This is a genomic window from Kitasatospora sp. A2-31, assembly GCF_022288725.1.
Taxonomy (GTDB): Bacteria; Actinomycetota; Actinomycetes; order Streptomycetales; family Streptomycetaceae; genus Kitasatospora.
In genome coordinates this window covers 196,203-216,407 of record NZ_JAKNTA010000006.1, presented here as the reverse complement: position 1 = coordinate 216,407, position 20,205 = coordinate 196,203, and the positions used below count along the sequence as shown (strand labels likewise).

Annotated in this window: 11 protein-coding genes and 1 other RNA gene; 10 read left to right on the top strand and 2 right to left on the bottom strand. The window is 73.5% G+C overall.

Going from position 1 to position 20,205, the window contains the following annotated elements; genetic code table 11:
• The first annotated feature begins 90 nt into the window (after positions 1–90).
• Positions 91–5,040, top strand: coding sequence for an NAD-glutamate dehydrogenase (locus tag MCM47_RS18925; protein WP_238862828.1), 4,950 nt, complete (start codon positions 91–93; stop codon positions 5,038–5,040).
• Between the two features lie 333 nt (positions 5,041–5,373).
• Here the strand turns inward: MCM47_RS18925 and MCM47_RS18920 are convergent, their stop codons facing one another.
• Positions 5,374–8,223 carry an FtsK/SpoIIIE domain-containing protein gene (locus tag MCM47_RS18920; RefSeq protein ID WP_238862827.1) on the bottom strand — a complete coding sequence of 950 codons (2,850 nt, stop codon included), beginning with the start codon at positions 8,221–8,223 and terminating at the stop codon, positions 5,374–5,376.
• A 411-nt stretch (positions 8,224–8,634) separates the two neighbouring features.
• Between MCM47_RS18920 and MCM47_RS18915 the strand changes: the two genes are divergently transcribed.
• The 3 genes from MCM47_RS18915 to prfB all read left to right on the top strand — a co-directional run bounded on the left by MCM47_RS18915 (position 8,635) and on the right by prfB (position 13,175).
• Positions 8,635–10,524, top strand: a complete 1,890-nt coding sequence (locus tag MCM47_RS18915; protein ID WP_238862826.1) for a serine/threonine-protein kinase — start codon at positions 8,635–8,637, stop codon at positions 10,522–10,524.
• A 223-nt stretch (positions 10,525–10,747) separates the two neighbouring features.
• Positions 10,748–12,007 (top strand): serine/threonine-protein kinase, encoded by a 1,260-nt coding sequence (locus tag MCM47_RS18910; RefSeq protein ID WP_238862825.1) that lies wholly within the window; start codon positions 10,748–10,750, stop codon positions 12,005–12,007.
• A gap of 58 nt (positions 12,008–12,065) precedes the next feature.
• Complete coding sequence (prfB, locus tag MCM47_RS18905) at positions 12,066–13,175, top strand: peptide chain release factor 2 (RefSeq protein ID WP_238862824.1); 1,110 nt, start codon at positions 12,066–12,068, stop codon at positions 13,173–13,175.
• A gap of 60 nt (positions 13,176–13,235) precedes the next feature.
• Here the strand turns inward: prfB and MCM47_RS18900 are convergent, their stop codons facing one another.
• The gene (locus MCM47_RS18900) at positions 13,236–13,430 is read right to left on the bottom strand and encodes a hypothetical protein (protein ID WP_238862823.1); all 195 of its coding nucleotides are present in this window, start codon (positions 13,428–13,430) and stop codon (positions 13,236–13,238) included.
• 349 nt (positions 13,431–13,779) lie between these two features.
• Between MCM47_RS18900 and ftsE the strand changes: the two genes are divergently transcribed.
• From ftsE to MCM47_RS18870, 6 genes are all read left to right on the top strand, one after another.
• A complete protein-coding gene (gene ftsE, locus MCM47_RS18895) occupies positions 13,780–14,469 on the top strand; it encodes a cell division ATP-binding protein FtsE (protein ID WP_148644607.1) in 690 nt (229 codons plus the stop codon).
• A gap of 61 nt (positions 14,470–14,530) precedes the next feature.
• Positions 14,531–15,442, top strand: coding sequence for a permease-like cell division protein FtsX (gene ftsX, locus MCM47_RS18890; RefSeq protein WP_238862822.1), 912 nt, complete (start codon positions 14,531–14,533; stop codon positions 15,440–15,442).
• A 112-nt stretch (positions 15,443–15,554) separates the two neighbouring features.
• A complete protein-coding gene (locus MCM47_RS18885; protein ID WP_238862821.1) occupies positions 15,555–16,700 on the top strand; it encodes a S41 family peptidase in 1,146 nt (381 codons plus the stop codon).
• Between the two features lie 44 nt (positions 16,701–16,744).
• Positions 16,745–17,221: an SsrA-binding protein SmpB gene (gene smpB / locus MCM47_RS18880; protein WP_238862820.1), complete on the top strand. Its 477-nt coding sequence runs from the start codon at positions 16,745–16,747 to the stop codon at positions 17,219–17,221.
• Between the two features lie 108 nt (positions 17,222–17,329).
• Positions 17,330–17,711: a transfer-messenger RNA gene (ssrA, locus tag MCM47_RS18875) on the top strand.
• Between the two features lie 153 nt (positions 17,712–17,864).
• A complete protein-coding gene (locus MCM47_RS18870) occupies positions 17,865–20,168 on the top strand; it encodes a UvrD-helicase domain-containing protein (RefSeq protein WP_238862819.1) in 2,304 nt (767 codons plus the stop codon).
• Positions 20,169–20,205 lie beyond the last annotated feature (37 nt).

The following is a 20,205-nucleotide window of genomic DNA, read 5'->3' as shown; positions in this document are numbered from 1 at the left end:
GGTCGGTGCGGCAGGATTGCGGAAGACCCGGCGGTGCACATCCACACACCACCGAGTCACGCAACGGCGCGCGACAGGAGCCAAGAAGTCATGCAGACCAAGCTGGACGCAGCCAAGGCCGAACTGCTCACGAAGGCAGCAGCAGCCGCTGAGAACAGCCAGGTGGGGGGAGCGGCGCCGGGGGAGGGCCTGAGCAACGGCGCTCTGACCGCGTACCTGCACCACTACTACCTCCACACCGCGCCCGAGGACCTGGTCGGCCACGACCCGGTCGACGTGTACGGCGCGGCCGCCTCGCACTACCGTCTCGGGCTCAAGCGCCCGCAGGGCACCGCCGAGGTGCGGGTGCACACCCCCTCGGTGGAGGAGAACGGCTGGTCCTGCGGCCACACCGTGGTCGAGGTCGTCACCGACGACATGCCGTTCCTGGTCGACTCGGTCACCAACGAGCTGTCCCGCCAGGACCGTGCGATCCACATCGTGATCCACCCCCAGCTGGTCGTCCGCCGTGACATCACCGGCAAGCTGCTGGAGATCCTGGACATCGACGCCTGCGCCCGCAGCAAGGCCGCCGGCGCGGAGTGGCCCGCCGACGCCATCGTCGAGTCGTGGATGCACATCGAGATCGACCGCGAGACGGACCGCGAGGACCTCCGCTCGATCGAGGCCAACCTGCGCCGCGTGCTCGGCGACGTCCGCGAGGTCGTCGAGGACTGGGGCAAGATGCGCGACTCCGCGCTGCGCATGGCCGACGAGCTGGCCGAGCAGCCCCCGGCCGGCCTGCCCGAGCAGGAGGTCGGCGAGGCCTGGGAGCTGATGCGCTGGCTCGCCGACGACCACTTCACCTTCCTCGGCTACCGCGAGTACGACCTGGTCGAGCACGAGGGCGAGGAGGTCCTGAAGGCCGTGGCCGGCACCGGCCTCGGCATCCTGCGCTCCGACCCGCTCAGCCACGACGACGACCACCACCCGGTCAGCGAGGCCTTCGGCCGGCTCTCCGCGCCGGTGCGCGCCAAGGCCCACGAGAAGAAGCTGCTCGTCCTCACCAAGGCCAACAGCCGTGCCACCGTGCACCGCCCGGCCTACCTCGACTACGTCGGCGTGAAGAAGTTCGACGCCAACGGCGAGGTCGTCGGCGAGCGCCGCTTCCTGGGCCTCTTCTCGGCCGCCGCCTACACCGAGTCGGTCAGCCGCATCCCGGTCGTGCGCCGCAAGGTCCAGGACGTCATCGCCCAGTCCGGCTTCTCCACCGAGAGCCACGACGGCCGCGACCTGCTGCAGATCCTGGAGACCTTCCCCCGGGACGAGATCTTCCAGACCGCGGCCGACGAGCTGCTCCAGATCGCCACCAGCGTCCTCTACCTGCAGGAGCGCCGCCGGCTGCGGCTGTTCCTGCGCCAGGACGAGTACGGCCGCTACTTCTCCGCGCTGGTCTACCTGCCGCGCGACCGCTACACCACCCGCATCCGGCTGCGCCTCATGGACATCCTGATGCAGGAGCTCAACGGCGCCTCGATCGACTACACGGTCTGGTCGACGGAGTCGGTGCTGACCCGTCTGCACTTCGTCGTCCGGGTCACCCCCGGCAGCGAGCTGCCGCACCTGACCGACGCCGAGATCGAGCGGATCGAGGCCAAGCTGGCCGAGGCCGCCCGGTTCTGGATGGACGGCTTCAACGACCAGCTGCACCTGGAGCTGGGCGAGGAGAAGGCCGCCGAGCTGTCCCGCAAGTACGGCAACGCCTTCCCCGACGGCTACCGCGCCGACTTCACCGCGCGCACCGCCGTGGCGGACATCAAGCAGATCGAGTCGCTGCACGGCGAGGGCGACTTCCGGCTCAACCTGTACCAGCCGGTCGGCGCCGGCGACGACGAGCGCCGCTTCAAGATCTACCGGGTCGGCGGCCCGATCTCGCTCACCGAGGTCCTGCCGGTCCTGCAGCGCCTGGGCGTCGAGGTGCTCGACGAGCACCCGTACGCGCTGACCCGCGCGGACGGCACCACCGCCTGGGTCTACGACTTCGGCCTGAAGCTGCGCGAGGCCACCGAGCTCACCGACGAGGCGCGCGAGCGTTTCCAGGAGACCTTCGCCGCCACCTGGACCGGCAAGGCCGAGAACGACGGCTTCAACGAGCTGGTCCTGACCGCCGGGCTGACCTGGCGCCAGGCGATGATGCTGCGCGCGTACGCCAAGTACCTGCGCCAGGCGGGCTCCACGTTCTCCCAGGACTACATGGAGGACGCGCTCCGCAACAACACCCACACCACCCGCCTGCTGGTCAACCTGTTCGAGGCCCGGCTGAGCCCCAGCCACCAGCAGGGCGCCGCCGAGCTGACCGAGGGCATCCTCGAGGAGCTGGCCGGCGCGCTGGACGAGGTCGTCTCGCTGGACGAGGACCGCATCCTGCGCTCCTTCCTGCACCTCATCAAGGCCACCCTGCGCACCAACTTCTTCCAGCACACGGGTGACTCCGGCGAGTGGCACTCCTACGTGTCCATGAAGTTCGACCCGAAGGCCATCCCGGACCTGCCGGCCCCGCGCCCGGCGTTCGAGATCTGGGTCTACTCGCCGCAGGTCGAGGGCGTGCACCTGCGCTTCGGCAAGGTCGCGCGCGGCGGTCTGCGCTGGTCCGACCGGCGCGAGGACTTCCGCACCGAGATCCTCGGCCTGGTCAAGGCGCAGATGGTGAAGAACACCGTCATCGTGCCGGTCGGCGCCAAGGGCGGCTTCGTCGCCAAGCAGCTGCCGGACCCGTCGGTGGACCGCGACGCCTGGCTGGCCGAGGGCATCGCGTCCTACAAGACCTTCATCTCCGCGCTGCTCGACATCACCGACAACCTGGTCGGCGGAGAGGTCGTCCACCCGGCCGACGTGGTCCGCCACGACGAGGACGACACCTACCTGGTCGTCGCCGCCGACAAGGGCACCGCGACCTTCTCCGACATCGCCAACGGTGTCGCCGAGTCGTACGGCTTCTGGCTGGGCGACGCGTTCGCCTCCGGCGGCTCGGCCGGCTACGACCACAAGGGCATGGGCATCACCGCCCGCGGTGCGTGGGAGTCGGTCAAGCGCAACTTCCGCGAGCTGGGCGTCGACACCCAGACCGAGGACTTCACGGTGGTCGGCATCGGCGACATGTCCGGTGACGTGTTCGGCAACGGCATGCTGCTCAGCGAGCACATCCGCCTGGTCGCGGCCTTCGACCACCGGCACATCTTCCTCGACCCGAACCCGGACGCGGCCGTCTCCTACGCCGAGCGCCGCCGGCTCTTCGAGCTGCCGCGCAGCTCCTGGGACGACTACGACAAGTCGCTGATCTCCGCGGGCGGCGGCGTCTTCCCGCGCAGCGCCAAGTCGATCCAGCTCAGCCCGCAGGTCCGGGCCGCGCTGGGCATCGAGGACGCCCGCCTCACCCCGGCCGAGCTGATGAGGGCGATCCTGCAGGCGCCCGTCGACCTGTTCTGGAACGGCGGCATCGGCACCTACGTCAAGGCCGCGGCCGAGACCAACGCCGAGGTCGGCGACAAGGCCAACGACGCCATCCGCGTCAACGGCGAGCAGGTGCGGGCCCGGGTCATCGGCGAGGGCGGCAACCTCGGCTGCACCCAGCTGGGCCGCATCGAGTACGCGGCCTCCGGCGGCCCGCAGGGCACCGGCGGCTGGGTCAACACCGACGCCATCGACAACTCGGCCGGCGTGGACACCTCGGACCACGAGGTCAACATCAAGATCCTGCTCAACCAGGTGGTCGCCGACGGCGACATGACGGTCAAGCAGCGCAACGCCCTGCTGGCGGAGATGACCGACGAGGTCGGCCGCCTCGTGCTGCGCAACAACTACGCGCAGAACGTGGTACTGGCCAACGCCGTCGCCCAGGCGCACAGCATGGTCAACGTCCACTCCCGGATGATCAACCGCCTGGAGGCGGGCGGCCAGCTCGACCGGGCCCTGGAGTTCCTCCCCGCCGAGCGGCAGATCCGCGAGCGCCAGCAGAACGGCCGCGGGCTCTCCCAGCCCGAGCTGTCCGTGCTGCTCGCGTACACCAAGATCACCCTGGCCGACGAGCTGCTCGCCACCGAGCTGCCCGACGACCCGTACTTCCGCACCGCGCTGCACGAGTACTTCCCGAGCGCGCTGCGGGCGAAGTTCGCCGACGCGATCGACCACCACGCGCTGCGCCGCGAGATCATCACCACGCTGATCGTCAACGACACGATCAACCGCGGTGGTTGCACCTTCGCCTTCCGGCTGAAGGAGGAGACCGGCGCCACGTACGAGGAGATCGCCCGGACGCACACCGCCGCGCGGGCCGTCTTCGGCCTGGAGGAGATCTGGTCGGAGATCGAGGCCCTGGACAACGTGGTCCCGGCCCGTGCCCAGACCAAGATGCGCCTGCACTCGCGCCGGCTCGTCGAGCGCGCCACCCGGTGGATGCTCAACAACCGCCGCCAGCCGCTCGACATCGCCGGCACCATCGAGTTCTTCCACGACCGGGTGAACCAGGTCTGGGGCTCGCTGCCCAAGCCGCTGCGCGGCGAGGACCTGGCGTGGTTCGAGTCGGTCTACAACGAGCTGGCCGCGGCCGGCGTGCCGGAGGCCCTGGCCACCCGGATCGCGGGCCTGTCCTCGACCTTCCCGACCCTGGACATCACCGAGGTCGCGGACCGGTCCGGCAAGGACGTCGCCGAGGTCGCCGAGCTGTACTACGACCTCGCCGACCGCCTCCAGATCACCCACCTGCTCGACCGCATCATCGAGCTGCCCCGGGTCGACCGCTGGTCGTCGATGGCCCGCGCCGCCATCCGCGAGGACCTCTTCGCGGCCCACGCGGCCCTGACCGCCGACATCCTGGCCTGCGGCCCCGAGGGCGCCACCCCCGAGGAGCGGTACACCGCCTGGGCGGAGCTCAACGCCACCCTGCTGAACCGCGCCAAGAGCACCCTCGACGACATAAGGGGTTCGGACAACTACGAGCTGTCCAGCCTCTCGGTCGCGATGCGCGTCATCCGCACCCTGCTGCGCACCGGCTCGATGCGCTGACGGCGGTCGGCTCCACCGGCGGGGCCCGCGTCTTCGGACGCGGGCCCCGCCGCGTTGTCGGTACCCGCGTTGTCGGCACCCGCGTGCGGTATCGGCGTGCGGTACCGAGGACGGGACGCGGGCGACGGCGCCCCGGGGCCGGAGTCGGTCCCGGTGGTCAACGGCCGTGCCGACCACGCCCACGAGGGCGGGCCGGCCTCGTTCCGGTCGAGCCCCGAACGCACTTGCTCCTGACCGTCCGGCCGCCCGCCCCGCCGCCCGAACGTTCGTCGGGCGGCGCGGCCGGCCGGTGGTGCCACCCCGGGCCGGCCGGTGGTGGTGCCACCCCGGGCGTCAGTGCTTGGCCGCCCGCTGGAGGGCGCTGGCGAGCAGGGCGAGGTCGGTCGGCCCGTTGCCCAGCTCGCGGACCGGCCGGCGGGCCGGCGGGGCGCCGAGCTGGAGCGGCTCTATGGCGACGACGGTGGGCCGCAGCGTCGCGGTGCGGGGGATGCGGCCGCTGATCCGGGCGGTCTGGAAGGCGGTCACGCCGCCGTCCGGCAGCCGCAGGTAGCCGCGGCCGGGGGTGTCCTCGGCGAGCGAGGCGGCGTCGCCGAGGTGGATCAGCAGGTCGGAGTCGGCCGGGTCGTCCGTGCGCAGGGCGATCCGGAGCAGGGCCGCGTCGTCGACCTCGGTGCCGGCGCTCTCCTCCGGGCGGCCGGTGGTGACCGCGAGGTGGACGCCGAGCGGGCCGCCCCGGCGGGCGACCGCCGCCAGGGCACGGGCGAGCGGGCGGCCGGCCGCGGAGGTGGGGGAGAGCAGGGCGTCGTAGTCGTCCACCACGACGACCAGCCGGGCCGGCACCGGCGCGGCGGCGGGCCGGCGGGGCTCCGCGGTGCGCGGCGCGCTGCCCTTCGAGGCCTGCGCCGGGACCTGGGCCACCGGACCGGCGGCCCCGACCACGGCCGGCACCGGCACGGCGGGCCGCTGCGCGTCCAGGCCCCCGCCGGCGAGGCCCCGCTCGCCGTCGAGGATCCGGGCGGCGTGCCAGGAGGCGAAGTCCAGGCCGTCGAAGAGCCGCTCGCGCAGGGCGAGTTCGTCCTCGATCGCCTCGGCCGCGAGCAGCGCGGCGCGCGGATCGGCGGCCGCGTTCACATGGCCGGTGACGTGCGGCAGCTCGGTGCAGCCGTCGAGGCCGTCCTCCACCGCGCGGCCCTCGATGACGGTGACGGCCAGCCGTTCGGGCCGCTCGGAGACGGCCAGCGAGGCGATCAGGGTGCGCAGCAGCTCGGTCTTGCCGGAGCCGCGCGCACCGCCCACCAGCAGGTGCGGGCCGCCCGGGTCGGGGGAGGGGAGGGTGAGCTCGGGGTCGGCGAGGTCGAGCGTGCAGAGCTCGTCGCGGGTGGTGCCGAGCAGGGCGGTGGCGGCGCCGATGCCGCCGGCGTGGGCCGCCCAGCGGGCGGACAGCTTGGCCGGGGTGACGGTGTCGAGCTGGAGCAGGTCGAGCAGGCGCAGCGCGTCCGGCAGCGGGCCGCGGGCGGCCGGGACGGCCTCGCGCAGCGGGGCCAGCACCCGGGCCAGCCGCTCCGCCCAGGCGTCCGAGACGGCGTCCAGCGCGATCTCATGCAGGGTCTCGCGGCCGCGCGCGACCGGCCGGTCGAGCGAGAGGTGGGTGCCGACCTCCCCGGTGATCAGGGCGGTGGCGCCGAGCCCGCGGGGCAGCAGCTCGGGCTGCTCGGCGAGGCAGATCGGGAAGATCCCGACCGCCGGGCCCTGGCGCAGCAGCAAGTCCAGGGCCTGCCGGGCCTCCTCGGTGGCCGGGCGGCCGTCGACCACGACCACGGTGGCCGGGTGCCCGCCGAGGCCGACCGGGCCACGGAGCCGGGCGGTGAGCTCGCCGAGCCGGGCGGTGGCCTGCTCGTCGTCGAGTCCGATCAGCAGCCGGCAGTCCTGGCCGTCGGTGGGGCGCAGGTGCGGCAGCCAGAGCGCCCAGGCCCAGGTGTCGGCGCGGTCCTGGGCCGGGCGGGCCGGGTCGGCGTCGACCACGACCAGGCTGAGGCCGGTCGGCGGGTGCAGCGCGGCGAGCTGGGCGACGACGGCGCGGGTGAGGGCGTCGAGGCGCTCGCGCGGGCCGCTCAGGCCGAGGCTGCCGGCGGTCTGCAGGTCGAGGGTGACCGGGACGGCCGGCAGCAGGGTGCCGGGGCTGGTGCCGGGGCCGCCGGGCCGGTCGCCGGTGCCCAGGCGCAGGGTGAGCGCGTCGGGGTGGCCGGGGCCGCGCTCCCAGAGCCGCGGACCGGGACCGAGGGCGTTGAGCAGCAGGGTGGCGAGGTCGGGGAAGCGCTCGCGCTGGGCGGCGGTCTGGCGGAGCCGGACGGCGGCGTGGTGGCGCTCGGCGCTCTCCTCGGGCGGCTCGGCGGCGGAGCGGCCGAGCCGGAGCGAGAGCAGGCCGCGACCGCGGCCGGCGGCGGGCTCGGGGGCGGCCGGCGGTTCGGCGGCGGGCGGGGCGGGGCGGGCCGGCGGGGGCGGGGCGAGCTGGAGGTGGCCGTGGCCGTCGGGCAGCGCCGCGCGGACCGGCGCCCCGGAGCCGTCCCCGGGGTCGGGGGCGGTGACCTGGAGGGTGGACTCGCCGATCCGGAGCAGGGCGGTGCCGTCGAGCGGGACGGCCTCCTCCGGCGGGCCGGCCGGGACGAGCCGGCCGTCCAGCGTGGTGCCGTTGGTGGAGCCGAGGTCGCGGACGGTGACCCGGCCGTCCTCGCCGAGGTGGAGGGCGAGGTGGAGGCGGGAGACGTCGGGGTCGTCGAGCGGGACGTCCGCCTCGCCGGAGCGGCCGACCCGGATCTCCCGGCCGTGCAGCCGGTGCACGCCGCCGGCGTCGGGGCCGCCGACCACGCGCAGCTCGGCGGCCGCCGTGCCGTCGTCGGGGTCGTCGGCGGTCGGGTCGGGCTCGTTGAGGCTGAGCACGGCGCCGTCGAGCAGTGGGGGGTGGCCGAGCAGGGTGTGTTCGTCCACCCGGTGTGCCCCGGCGTAGAGGTGCACATGGGTGGCGGCCCGTGGGCCGCGCACGCCCACGGCGCCCGCCAGTGCGCCCGCGACGGAGCCGAGCGCGGTGCCCACGGGCGCGGTGACCAGCACGTCCACGTAGGGGATGGCGGAGCCGGCGGCTGCCGGGCCGCTGCGCGGTCGGAGGACGGTCAGCCGGATCTGCATCTCGCCCGCGGTCCCTTCTGCTGGTGATGACGCCTGGTGCTGACGCCTGCTGCCCTGCCTGCCGGCGGTCGGCGCGCCGGTCGGCGGCCGTGACGGCATTGGGCCACAAGAGTGGCGAGTGTCATCCTGCCATCCGTCACCGACAGTCCGCGCACGGTACCGGATTTGACGATCTTGCGATCATCGCCATGTTGCGGGCGACGGGGAGTCAGGTCAACCGCCGCCCTCCGGCCCCGGCCCGGCGGCCTCCGGGGAGCCCGCGGGGGATGTCCCCGAGAGCCGTGCGCGCCCCTCGCCGGTCACCTCAAAAACGTGAACGGACACCGTTAGAGTGGCCGGAACACGGGCCCGGCAGGCTCACCGCACCGGCGGAGGAGCGCACCGCGGCCGGCACGGCGAGGAGTGCGACAGGTGCGGCCAGTCGGCAGCAAGTATCTGCTTGAGGAGACCCTCGGACGGGGGGCCACCGGCACCGTCTGGCGCGGACGGGTGCGCGGCGACGTCGCGGTGCCCGGCAGCGAGCCGGGGCAGCAGGTGGCGATCAAGGTGCTGCGCGAGGAGCTGGCGGCCGACCCGGACGTGGTGATGCGGTTCCTGCGGGAGCGCTCCCTGCTGCTGCGGCTCACCCACCCCAACATCGTCAAGGTCCGCGACCTGGTCGTCGAGGGCGAGCTGCTGGCCCTGGTGATGGACCTGATCGACGGGCCGGACCTGGCGCGCTACCTGCGCGGCAACGGCCCGTTCAGCCCGATCGCCGGAGCCCTGCTGATGGCCCAGGTGGCCGACGCGCTGGCGGCCAGCCACGCCGACGGCATCGTCCACCGCGACCTCAAGCCGGCCAACGTGCTGCTCGCCTCCACCGTGGTGGAGGGCACCGAGCAGATGCACCCGATGCTGACCGACTTCGGCATCGCCCGGCTCGCCGACTCCCCGGGCATCACCCGCACCCACGAGTTCGTCGGCACCCCGGCGTACGTCGCGCCGGAGTCCGCCGAGGGCCGTCCGCAGACCTCCGCGGTGGACGTCTACGGCGCCGGGATCATGCTGTACGAGCTGGTCACCGGCCGGCAGCCGTTCCAGGGCGACGGCCCGCTGGCGATCCTCCAGGCCCACCTGTCCCAGGAGCCGCAACGCCCGTCCACCATGCCCGACCCGCTCTGGACGGTCATCGAGCGCTGCCTGCGCAAGGACCCGGCCCAGCGCCCGAGCGCGGTCTCGCTGGCCCGGGCGCTGCGCGTGGTGGCGGCCGGCGTCGGCGTGCACGCCTCGCCCGCGGCGGTGGACGCCGCCCTCGCGGTCGGCGCGCTGCTGCTGCCGGACCCGCAGCCGGCCGCCGTCCCCGGCAGCGCTCCGGACGGCGCCGGCCCCCTCGGCGCGCCCGGGGCCGACGACCGCACCCAGGTGCTGCCGGCCGGGCAGCCGGACGGGCGGTTCGACCCGGCCGCCGCGACCCGGGTGATGGGCACCCAGCCGCCGGCGGCCCCGTACGGCGCCGCCGACCGCACCCAGGTGATGCCGCCGACGGCGGTCCCCCCGACCCCGCCCGGACCGCCGCAGGCCGAGGCGCCGCACCCCTGGCAGACCCAGCTGAGGGCCGCCCGGGACCGCAACCAGCAGACCGAGATCGGCTACTTCGACCCGGCGGACTTCGACGTCCCCCAGGTCGCCCCGCCGCCCTACCAGGCCGGACAGGGCGGCCAGGCCGGCCCGCCCGGGTACCGGCCGCCGCAGCCTCCGCCGCGCGGCTACCAGCAGGCGCCGCCGCCGGGGTACGCCCAGCGCCCGCCGGTGGCCCCGCCGCCCTACCAGGCCGGGCAGGGCGGCCACGCGCCGTCCGGCGGCCGCCCGCAGCCGCCCGGCGGCTACAACCGGCCGCCGTCGCCCGGCTACCAGCAGGCTCCGCCGCCCGGGTACGGGCAGCCGCAGGGCCGTCCGGCGCAGCAGCCGGCCGGCGGCTACCAGGCCCCGCCGCCGCAGGCGGCCCCGCCCGCCGTGCCGCGCCGGGCCGAGCCGCCCGCGCCGCAGTACCGCGAGGCCCCGCAGCGCAGGGAGGCACCGCCGGAGCCCGCCCGCCGGGAGCCCAGGCCGGCCCGCGAGCCGCGCCCGCGCAGCCGCAACCGGATGTACATCCCGGGCCTCGGCTGCCTCAAGGGCTGCCTGATGGTGCTGCTGGTGCTGGCCGTGGCGGCGGTGGCGCTGTGGAACTTCACCCCGCTGCCGGAGTACTGGGCCACCGTGCAGAGCTGGTTCCACACCGCGAGCGACTGGGTGAGCGACCTCTTCGGGAGCGCGAAGACCTGACCGCGGGTGCCGCCGGGCCGGGCACCGCCGCCCCGGCTGCCCTGCGCGGCGGCAACTTTGACGCTTTGTCGACAATTCACAGGAAATCCTGCCCGCCGGGACCCGCCGAGCGGCCTCAGGCGGCCCGTGGAGGGGTCCTGGGCGCGTAGGTTGGTCGCTGTTGTCCCGCCCCACCGAGCGCCCCGGACCCACCCGGTGCGCTCCCGCCGCCCACGGAGCAGCATTGGCACGCAAGATCGGCAGCCGTTACACCGTCCACCAGGTGATCGGCCGCGGCTCGGCCGGGACGGTCTGGCTCGGCGAGGGGCCGGACGGCCCGGTGGCGGTCAAGCTGCTGCGCGAGGACCTCGCCGCCGACCAGGTGCTGGTCGGCCGCTTCGTCCAGGAGCGCGCCGCGCTGACCAGCCTCGACCACCCCCGGGTGGTCGGCGTGCGCGACATGGTCGTCGACGGCAGCGACCTCGCCCTCGTCATGGAGCTGGTCCAGGGCACCGACCTGCGCTCCCGGCTGGAGCGCGACGGCGCGCTCGCCCCGCAGACCGCCGTCTCGATCATCGCGGACGTCGCCGACGGCCTGGCCGCCGCGCACGCCGCCGGCATCGTCCACCGCGACGTCAAGCCCGAGAACGTCCTGCTCGACCTCGCCGCCGTCCCCGGCCCCGGGGGCGCCCCGCGCGCCAAGCTGACCGACTTCGGCGTGGCCCGGCTGGTCGACGCCCCGCGCCGGACCAGGGCCACCCGGATCATCGGCACCCCCGACTACCTCGCGCCCGAGATCATCGAGGGTCTGGAGCCGCGCGCGGCCGTCGACATCTACGCCCTCGCCACCGTCCTGTACGAGCTGCTGGCCGGCTTCACCCCGTTCGGCGGCGGCCACACCGGCGCGGTGCTGCGCCGCCACGTCACCGAGCAGGTGCCGCCGGTGCCCGGCCTGCCCGACGGACTCTGGCGGATCATCGCCGAGTGCCTGGCCAAGGCCCCGGCCTCCCGGCTGCGGGCCGCCGAGCTGGCGGACCGGCTGCGCGAGCAGCTGCCCGCGCTGGCCGGGCTGCCGGCGCTGGCGATCCCGCAGCAGGGCCGCGCCCCGGCCGAGGAGGCGCTGACCCCCGGCGAGGCGGTCTACGCCGAGGTGGACGCCGGCCCCGGCACCCACAAGCGCCGCCGCGGCCCGGCCGTCCCGCTGGTGCCCGGAGCCGCGCCCGACTCCACCCGCGACACCCACACCAGCCTGCGCCGCCCCTCCGCGCAGGAGCTGGCCTCCTACGCGGCGGAGTCCCGCGCCCAGCGCACCGCCCCCGGCGCCGCCCACCGGCGGGACCGCCAGGCGCTGCTGCGCCGCCGTCGGGTGCTGGCCGTGCTGGTGGCCGTCGTCCTGCTGCTGGCCGGTGCCGCGGCGGCCTGGACGGCCTTCGCCGCGACGGACCCCGACGCCGGCCGCCCGGCCCGTCCCGCGGTCCACTCCACCGCCCCGCGGGCCCCGTAGCGGGCCGGAGGACCCCGGTGTCGTCATGACCACCCCCGGAACCATTACCCTGGGGGGCGTGGCAGCCGTCGATCCTTCCGAAGAGCTCAAGAACCTCGAAACGACCATGGGGTCGATCGAGGCCGTCCTCGACCTGGACAAGATCCGGGCCGACATCGCACGCCTGGAGGAGGAGGCAGCCGCCCCCGACCTGTGGGACGACGTCGCGAACGCGCAGAAGGTGACCAGCCGGCTCTCCTTCCTCCAGGGCGAGCTGCGCCGGGTCGAGACCCTGCGCGGCCGCATCGAGGACCTCGGCGTCCTGTTCGAGCTCGCCGAGGCCGAGGACGACGCGGACACCCGCGTCGAGGCCGAGAACGAGCTGGAGGCCGTCAAGAAGGCGGTCGAGGAGCTGGAGGTCCGCACCCTCCTCTCCGGCGAGTACGACGCCCGCGAGGCGCTGATCAACATCCGCGCCGAGGCCGGTGGCGTGGACGCCGCCGACTTCGCCGAGCAGCTGATGCGCATGTACCTGCGCTGGGCCGAGCGGCACGGGTACCCGACCGAGGTGTACGACACCTCGTACGCGGAGGAGGCCGGCATCAAGTCCGCGACCTTCACCGTCAAGGCCCCGTACGCCTACGGCACGCTCTCGGTCGAGCAGGGCACGCACCGCCTGGTCCGCATCTCGCCGTTCGACAACCAGGGCCGCCGGCAGACCTCGTTCGCCGGTGTCGAGGTCCTCCCGGTCGTCGAGCAGTCCGACCACGTCGACATCGACGAGTCGGAGCTGCGCATCGACGTCTACCGCGCCTCCGGCCCCGGCGGCCAGGGCGTCAACACGACCGACTCGGCGGTGCGCATCACGCACATCCCGACCGGGATCGTGGTCTCCTGCCAGAACGAGCGCTCGCAGATCCAGAACAAGGCGTCCGCGATGAACGTCCTCCAGGCCAAGCTGCTGGAGCGGCGCCGCCAGGAGGAGAAGGCGGCGATGGACGCGCTCAAGGACAGCGGCAGCTCCTGGGGCAACCAGATGCGCTCCTACGTGCTCCACCCGTACCAGATGGTCAAGGACGTCCGCACCGAGTTCGAGGTCGGCAACCCGCAGGCCGTGCTGGACGGGGACATCGACGGCTTCATCGAGGCCGGCATCCGCTGGCGCAAGCAGCGCGAGACCGCCGCGTAGCGGTCGACGCACGAAAGGGCCCCCCGACACCGGTCGGGGGGCCCTTTCACGTCCGGAGCGTCAGGCCAGCGCCTGCCGGGCGATCAGCGCGACCGCGAGCAGTCCGGCCAGCAGGGCCAGCAGCATCGCGGGCGAGAGCGCGGCGAACGGCCCGTGCTGCTCCTGCAGTCGTGCCCGGTTGGCGCGGCACACCGGGCACCGGCCCTCGCTCACGCGGCCGTTGCAGTTGGCGCACACCAGATGGTCGCAAGTCATGCGATCTCCTCCTTGCTGCTGAGCCAACGCACCGGACGGGGCTTTGGTTCCTTCTCGTGCCCTGTGCGGGGGAGCGGCCGATCACGGCCACCACCTCCACTCTGCCAGGTTCCGGGCGTTCCGGCCCCCGCGCTGTGAGATGCCTCCTAATTTTCCGGGCATATCGGGGCATTGTCCCCCAGGTTTCGCCAAATGTCGCGGGCGGGCCCTGCGAGCCCGGTGCAGCTTCGCGTATGGTCCCAAGCCGGGAGCGGCCCTTCCGCTCCCTCCGCCCGTCCCCGGGCCGGGCGGCCCTGGGGTGGATCGACCGAGGACTGGCGCCGCCTAGGATGGCCCCCGTGATGCAGCCGTGATCAGATTCGACAACGTCTCCAAGACCTATCCCAAGCAGAACCGTCCCGCCCTGGACAACGTCTCGCTGGAGATCGAGAAGGGTGAGTTCGTCTTCCTGGTCGGCTCGTCCGGCTCGGGCAAGTCCACCTTCCTCCGCCTGTGCCTGCGCGAGGAGCGCCCCAGCACCGGCGAGGTGCACGTGCTGGGCAAGGACCTGGGCAAGCTGTCCAACTGGAAGGTGCCGCACATGCGCCGCCAGCTGGGCACCGTCTTCCAGGACTTCCGCCTGCTGCCCAACAAGACGGTCGCGCAGAACGTGGCCTTCGCCCTCGAGGTGATCGGCAAGCCCAAGAGCGCCATCAACAAGGTGGTGCCCGAGGTGCTCGACCTGGTCGGCCTCGGCGGCAAGGAGGACCGCATGCCCGGCGAGCTCTCCGGTGGTGAGCAGCAGCGCGTCGCGATCGCCCGGGCGTTCGTGAACCGCCCGATGCTGCTGATCGCGGACGAGCCCACCGGCAACCTCGACCCGCAGAACTCGGTCGGCATCATGAAGCTGCTCGACCGCATCAACCGCACCGGGACCACGGTGCTGATGGCCACGCACGACCAGGCCATCGTCGACCAGATGCGCAAGCGCGTCATCGAGCTCGACAAGGGGCTGCTGGTCCGCGACCAGGCCCGCGGCGTCTACGGGTACCAGCACTGATCCCGTAGGCCGCCGGCCGTCTCGCCAGACCAGCAGTACCGACCCTGGAGTTGTTGAACGCATGCGCGCCCAGTTCGTCCTGTCGGAGATCGGTGTGGGTCTCCGCCGCAACCTGACGATGACCATCGCGGTCGTCGTCAGCGTCGCGCTCTCCCTCGCCCTCGCCGGTGCCTCCCTCCTGGTCCGCGACCAGGTGAACTCCATGAAGGGGTACTGGTACGACAAGGTCGAGGTGAGCATCTACTTCTGCACGAAGTCGGACGCCCGCAACTCGCCGCAGTGCCAGGCGGGCGCGGCGACCGACCAGCAGATCGCCGACATCAAGTCCCAGCTGGACAAGATGGATTCGGTGGTCCAGTCGTCGACCTTCGAGAACTCGACGGAGGCGTACAAGCACTGGAAGGAGATGAACCCGGAGAACCCGCTCATCTCCGTCCTCGGCCCGGAGGCCATCCCGCAGTCCTGGCGGGTGAAGCTCAAGGACCCCACCAAGTACGACGTCATCCAGAGCGCCTTCGCCGGCAAGCCCGGCGTGAAGTCGGTGGAGGACCAGCGGAAGATCCTGGAGAACCTCTTCGGCCTGCTGAACGGCCTGCAGACCGCGGCGTTCGTGATCATGGTGCTGATGCTCTTCGTGGCCCTGCTGCTGATCGTCAACACCGTCCGGGTGTCGGCGTACAGCCGCCGGCGCGAGACCGGCATCATGCGTCTGGTCGGCGCCTCCAACTTCTACGTCCAGATGCCGTTCATCGCCGAGGCCGCGTTCGCCGCGCTGCTCGGCGCGGTCATGGCCTCCGGACTGCTGCTCGGCGGGCACTTCTTCGTCCACAACTGGCTGGCCGACCGGGTGCAGTTCATCCACTTCATCGGGCTCGGTTCGGTGCTGGCGGTGATACCGCTGCTGGTGGTGGTCGGTATGGGAATGGCCGGCATCGCGGCCTTCTTCACCCTCCGCAAGTACCTCAAGGTCTGACCCCCCGGCTCCCGACGGCCCCGTACGGCACTGCGCCGTACGGGGCCGTCGGCGTTCCGCCGTCACCCGTTCCGGCCCGCCGTGCCGCGCGCTGCGCCTACACTCCGATGCCATGCCAGAAACTCCGCGCAGGGCACGTCAGGCGGCCACCCTCAGCCTGGTGTTCGGCGCCGTGCTGCTGGCCGGCGCCGCGGCCGGCGCCTGGGGTGACCCGGGCACGCCCGGGCGGCGGGTGTCCGCCGACGCCGCTCCGGCGGCCGTCGCCACCCTCGCGGCGGGCCAGGACCCGGCCGGCGCCGCACTCTCCGAGCAGCAGGCCGAGCACCTGATCGGCGCCAACGGCGACCGCTGGGGGGCCTACTACAGCGCCCAGGAGTACGCCGAGTTCAGCCAGGGCCTGGACGGCCGCTACCTGGGCGTGGGGCTCTCGGTCGGCCGCGGCCAGGACGGCGTGACCGCCGTCTCGCAGGTGCAGCCGGGCGGCCCGGCGGCCGAGGCCGGGATCGCGGCGGGCGACCGGTTGCTGCGGATCGGGCCGGACGAGGCCGACCGCCTGCCGGTCACCGAGGTGGTGGCCCGGCTGCGCGGGCGCGAGGGCGAGCGCCAGGTCGGTTCGGAGGTCGTGCTGGCCGTCCGGCGCGACGAGGGGGAGGTCCGCGAGGTCCGGCTGCGCCGGGCGCTGCTGGACAGCCAGCAGGTCGCGGTCGAGCGGCTGGACCGCGGCGTCGTCCGGATCGCGGTGCGGGCCTTCACCAGCGGCGTGGCCGAACAGGTGCGCGCCGCCCTGCGCGGCCCGCACTCCGGCGTGGTGCTCGACCTGCGCGGGAACTCCGGCGGGCTGGTCGAGGAGGCCGCCGGCACCGCCGCGGCCTTCCTGGACGGCGGTCCGATCGGCTCCTACCAGGAACGCGGCGGGACCCGGGAGCTGACCGCCCCGCCCGGCGGCGACCAGCGGACCCCGCTGGTGGTGCTGGTGGACGGCGGCACCATGAGCGCGGCCGAACTGCTCACCGGCGCCCTCCAGGACCGCAGCCGGGCCGTCGTGGTGGGCGCCCGGACCTTCGGCAAGGGCACCGTCCAGCAGCCCAGCCGGCTCGCCGACGGTGCGGTGCTGGAGCTGACCGTCGGCCGCTACTTCACGCCGTCCGGCCGGTCCCCGGAGGGCGGCGGCCTGACCCCGGACGTGCCCGCGGCCGGCACCGAGGACGCCGGGGCGCTCGCGCTGCGGGTGCTCGCCGGGCTGGGGACGCGCACCTAAAGGGGCTGCCCCGACCCCGGCGGAGGTGCGAGAATGCCCGTGTTATGGCAAAGGAAACCGGACACAAGCTGATCGCGCAGAACAAGAAGGCGCGGCACGAGTACACCATCCTCGACACCTACGAGTGCGGTCTCGTGCTCACCGGCACCGAGGTCAAGTCGCTGCGGGAGGGGCGGGCCAACCTGGTCGACGGCTACGCCTACATCCAGAACCACGAGGCGTGGATCGACAACGTCTTCATCCCCGAGTACACCCAGGGGACGTGGACCAACCACGCGGCGCGGCGCAAGCGCAAGCTGCTGCTGCACAAGCTGGAGATCCGCAAGATCGAGACCAAGGTCCGGGACGCCGGCCACACGCTGATCCCGCTCTCGCTGTACTTCAAGGACGGCCGCGTGAAGCTCGAACTCGCGCTCGCCGTCGGCAAGAAGCTGTACGACAAGCGCCAGACGCTGCGCGAGAAGCAGGACACCCGCGAGACGGCGCGGGCCGTCGCGGCGGCCCGGCGGCGCCAGCGCTGACACCCGCGCGGCGCGGAGTTAATCCGCTGGACCCCCGCTGGCCGCCTCGCGTACTATGGCGCCAGCAACACGGACGGCCACCGTCCGAGCTGTTTCTCAACAAAACATGGGGATGATCGGTTTCGACAGGGGACGTCGAAACAGGAGAAGCGAGCCGAGGAACGCGGCAATGATCTCGTTAACCATCTGTCGCAAACAAATAATCGCCAACTCTAAGAGCGATTCCCAGCAGTTCGCTCTCGCTGCCTAATAAGCACCGATAGCGCTTGGGTGTCAGACCGGGGAGTTCCCGACCCGGACCCTGGCATAATCTAGGGAACTCAACCGTCCGCCCGGGCTGCGGGGGTGGATGGGAAATCAAACAGCAGCTGGGCCTGTTGGCGGCTTGTCCGCGTGACCGCCAGGGCCGAGAAACTCACAGCGGACTGCGCTCGGAGAAGTCCTGAATCCACTCCACTGGACCCGGGTTCGATTCCCGGCATCTCCACCACCCCATGTTTCACAGTGAAGGCCGTCCACCGCACCGCGGGGGGCGGCCTTCGCGTTTCCCGGCTCCCGGTGCGGCGCGCCGCGGGGGTGGCGGCGTAGGATCTTCCGTCCGCTCGTTTCCCAGAGCCGGACTCCCGCTTCAACCACCGAGGCCATGCAGAGCAACACGGACACCACCGCCGCCACCGATTCCGAGACCGTCCGCGAGCGCGAGATCGCCGGCGAGCAGCGCCACCTCGACACGGTGTACCGCCGCCTGGAGGAGAAGCTCGCCGAGGCCGAGTACATCCTGGAGGACGCCGCCAAGCGCGTGCACGTCGGCACTCCCGGCGCGCTCGCCGAACGCGACGCCCAGGTCTACCGGGCCGGGGCGCACCTCCAGCGGCTCAACAACGAGTTCGAGGACTTCCTGTTCGGCCGGATCGACCTCCAGCAGGCCGACGCCCCGGAGGAGCACGGGATCCCCTCCAACACCCCGCTCGACCCGGCCGACCCGGCCGTCGCCGAGACCCTGCACATCGGCCGGCTCGGGGTGCTGGACGCGGAGTACGGCCCGCTGGTGATCGACTGGCGGGCGCCCGCGGCGGCGCCGTTCTACCGCTCCACCCCGGTGGAGCCGGGCCGGGTCATCCGCCGCCGGGTGATCCGCTCCAAGGGGCGCAAGGTGATCGGCGTGGAGGACGACCTGCTCCGTCCCGACCTCACCCCCACCCTCGACGGCCGCGAGCTGGCGGTGGTCGGCGACGGCGCGCTGATGGCCTCGCTCGGCCGGGCCCGCAGCCACTCGATGCGCGACATCGTCTCGTCCATCCAGCGGGAGCAGGACGAGGTGATCCGCGCCGCCGCCGCCGGCGCCACCCTGGTCACCGGCGGCCCCGGCACCGGCAAGACCGCCGTCGCCCTGCACCGCGCCGCCTTCCTGCTCTACCAGGACCGGCGCCGCTACGCCGGGGGCATCCTGGTGGTCTCCCCGACCCCGCTGCTGGTCTCCTACACCGAGGGTGTGCTGCCCGCGCTCGGCGAGGAGGGCCAGGTCGCCATCCGCGCGGTCGGCTCGCTGGTGGACGGCATCGAGGCGGGCACCTACGACACCCCGGAGGCGGCCCGGATCAAGGGTTCGGCCCGGATGGTGCAGCTGCTCCGCCGGGCCGCCCGGGGCGCGCTGGAGCTGCGCGCCCCGCAGGAGCTCAAGGTGGTCGCCCGCGGCGAGGTGCTGCGGCTGGACGCGGGCCGGCTGAAGGCCGTGCGCGGCCACGTGATCGGCTCCGGCGGCACCCCGCTGAACCTGCTGCGCCCGCGGGCCCGCCGGCTCCTGCTGGACGCGCTCTGGCAGGAGGCCACCCGCCACCTGCCCAAGCCCGCCGACCACTACGCCCGCGAGCAGCGCCAGGAGGAGAAGGAGGCGTTCGACGAGTACGTCTCGGACGAGGCGTCGTTCCTGGACTTCCTGGACGCCTGGTGGCCCGCCCTGACCCCGCGCGGGGTGCTCGCCACGCTGAAGCAGAGCCGCCACGTCAACCGGATCGCCCGCCGCGCCGTCACACCGGAGGAGGCGAAGGTGCTGGCCGCGTCCTGGCGGCAGCTGGACGGCCGCGGCGAGGGCGCGCTCTCGGCGCACGACGTGGCGCTGGTGGACGAGCTCCAGGTGCTGCTCGGCGAGGCGGCCCGGCCGAAGGTCCGCGAGGTGGACGCGGTGGACCTGCTGAGCGGCCTGGAGGAGGTCACCACCTTCGCCGATCGCAGCTCCAGACAGCGTGAGCGCGTGCCGGTGGAGCGCACCGAGTACGCCCACGTGATCGTCGACGAGGCGCAGGACCTCACGCCGATGCAGTGGCGGATGATCGGCCGCCGGGCCCGGATGGCCACCTGGACCATCGTCGGCGACCCGGCGCAGTCCTCCTGGCCGTTCCCCCAGGAGGCGCAGGCCGCGCTGGACGAGGTGCTGTCCGGCAAGCCCCGCCGCCGCTACACGCTGACCGTGAACTACCGGAACCCGGCCGAGATCGCCGAGGTGGCGGCGAAGGTGCTGGCGCTGGCCGCGCCGGGCACGCCGTCGCCGAGCGCGGTGCGCCACGTCGGCGTGGAGCCGCGGTTCGCCGCCGTCACCGACCCGTCGCCGGAGGCCTTCGGCGCGGCGGCCCGGGCCGAGCTGGAGCGGCTGCTGGCGGAGGTGGACGGCACCGTGGCGATCGTCGTGCCGATGGACCGCCGGGCCGAGGCGGCCGGCTGGATCGAGGGCCTGGGCGAGCGCGCGGTGGCACTGGGCAGCCTGGAGGCCAAGGGCCTGGAGTACGACGCGACCGTGGTGGCCGACCCGACCGGGATCGCCGGTGAGTCGGAGGCCGGCCTGCGGGTGCTGTACGTGGCGCTGACCCGGGCGACGCAGCGGCTGACCGTGCTGTCCGGCCCCGACGACCTGCCGGACGCGGCCGGGGTGCCCGCGCTGCTGCACGGCTGACGGTCGGTCCGCCGGGACGGCGAAGGCCCCTCACCGC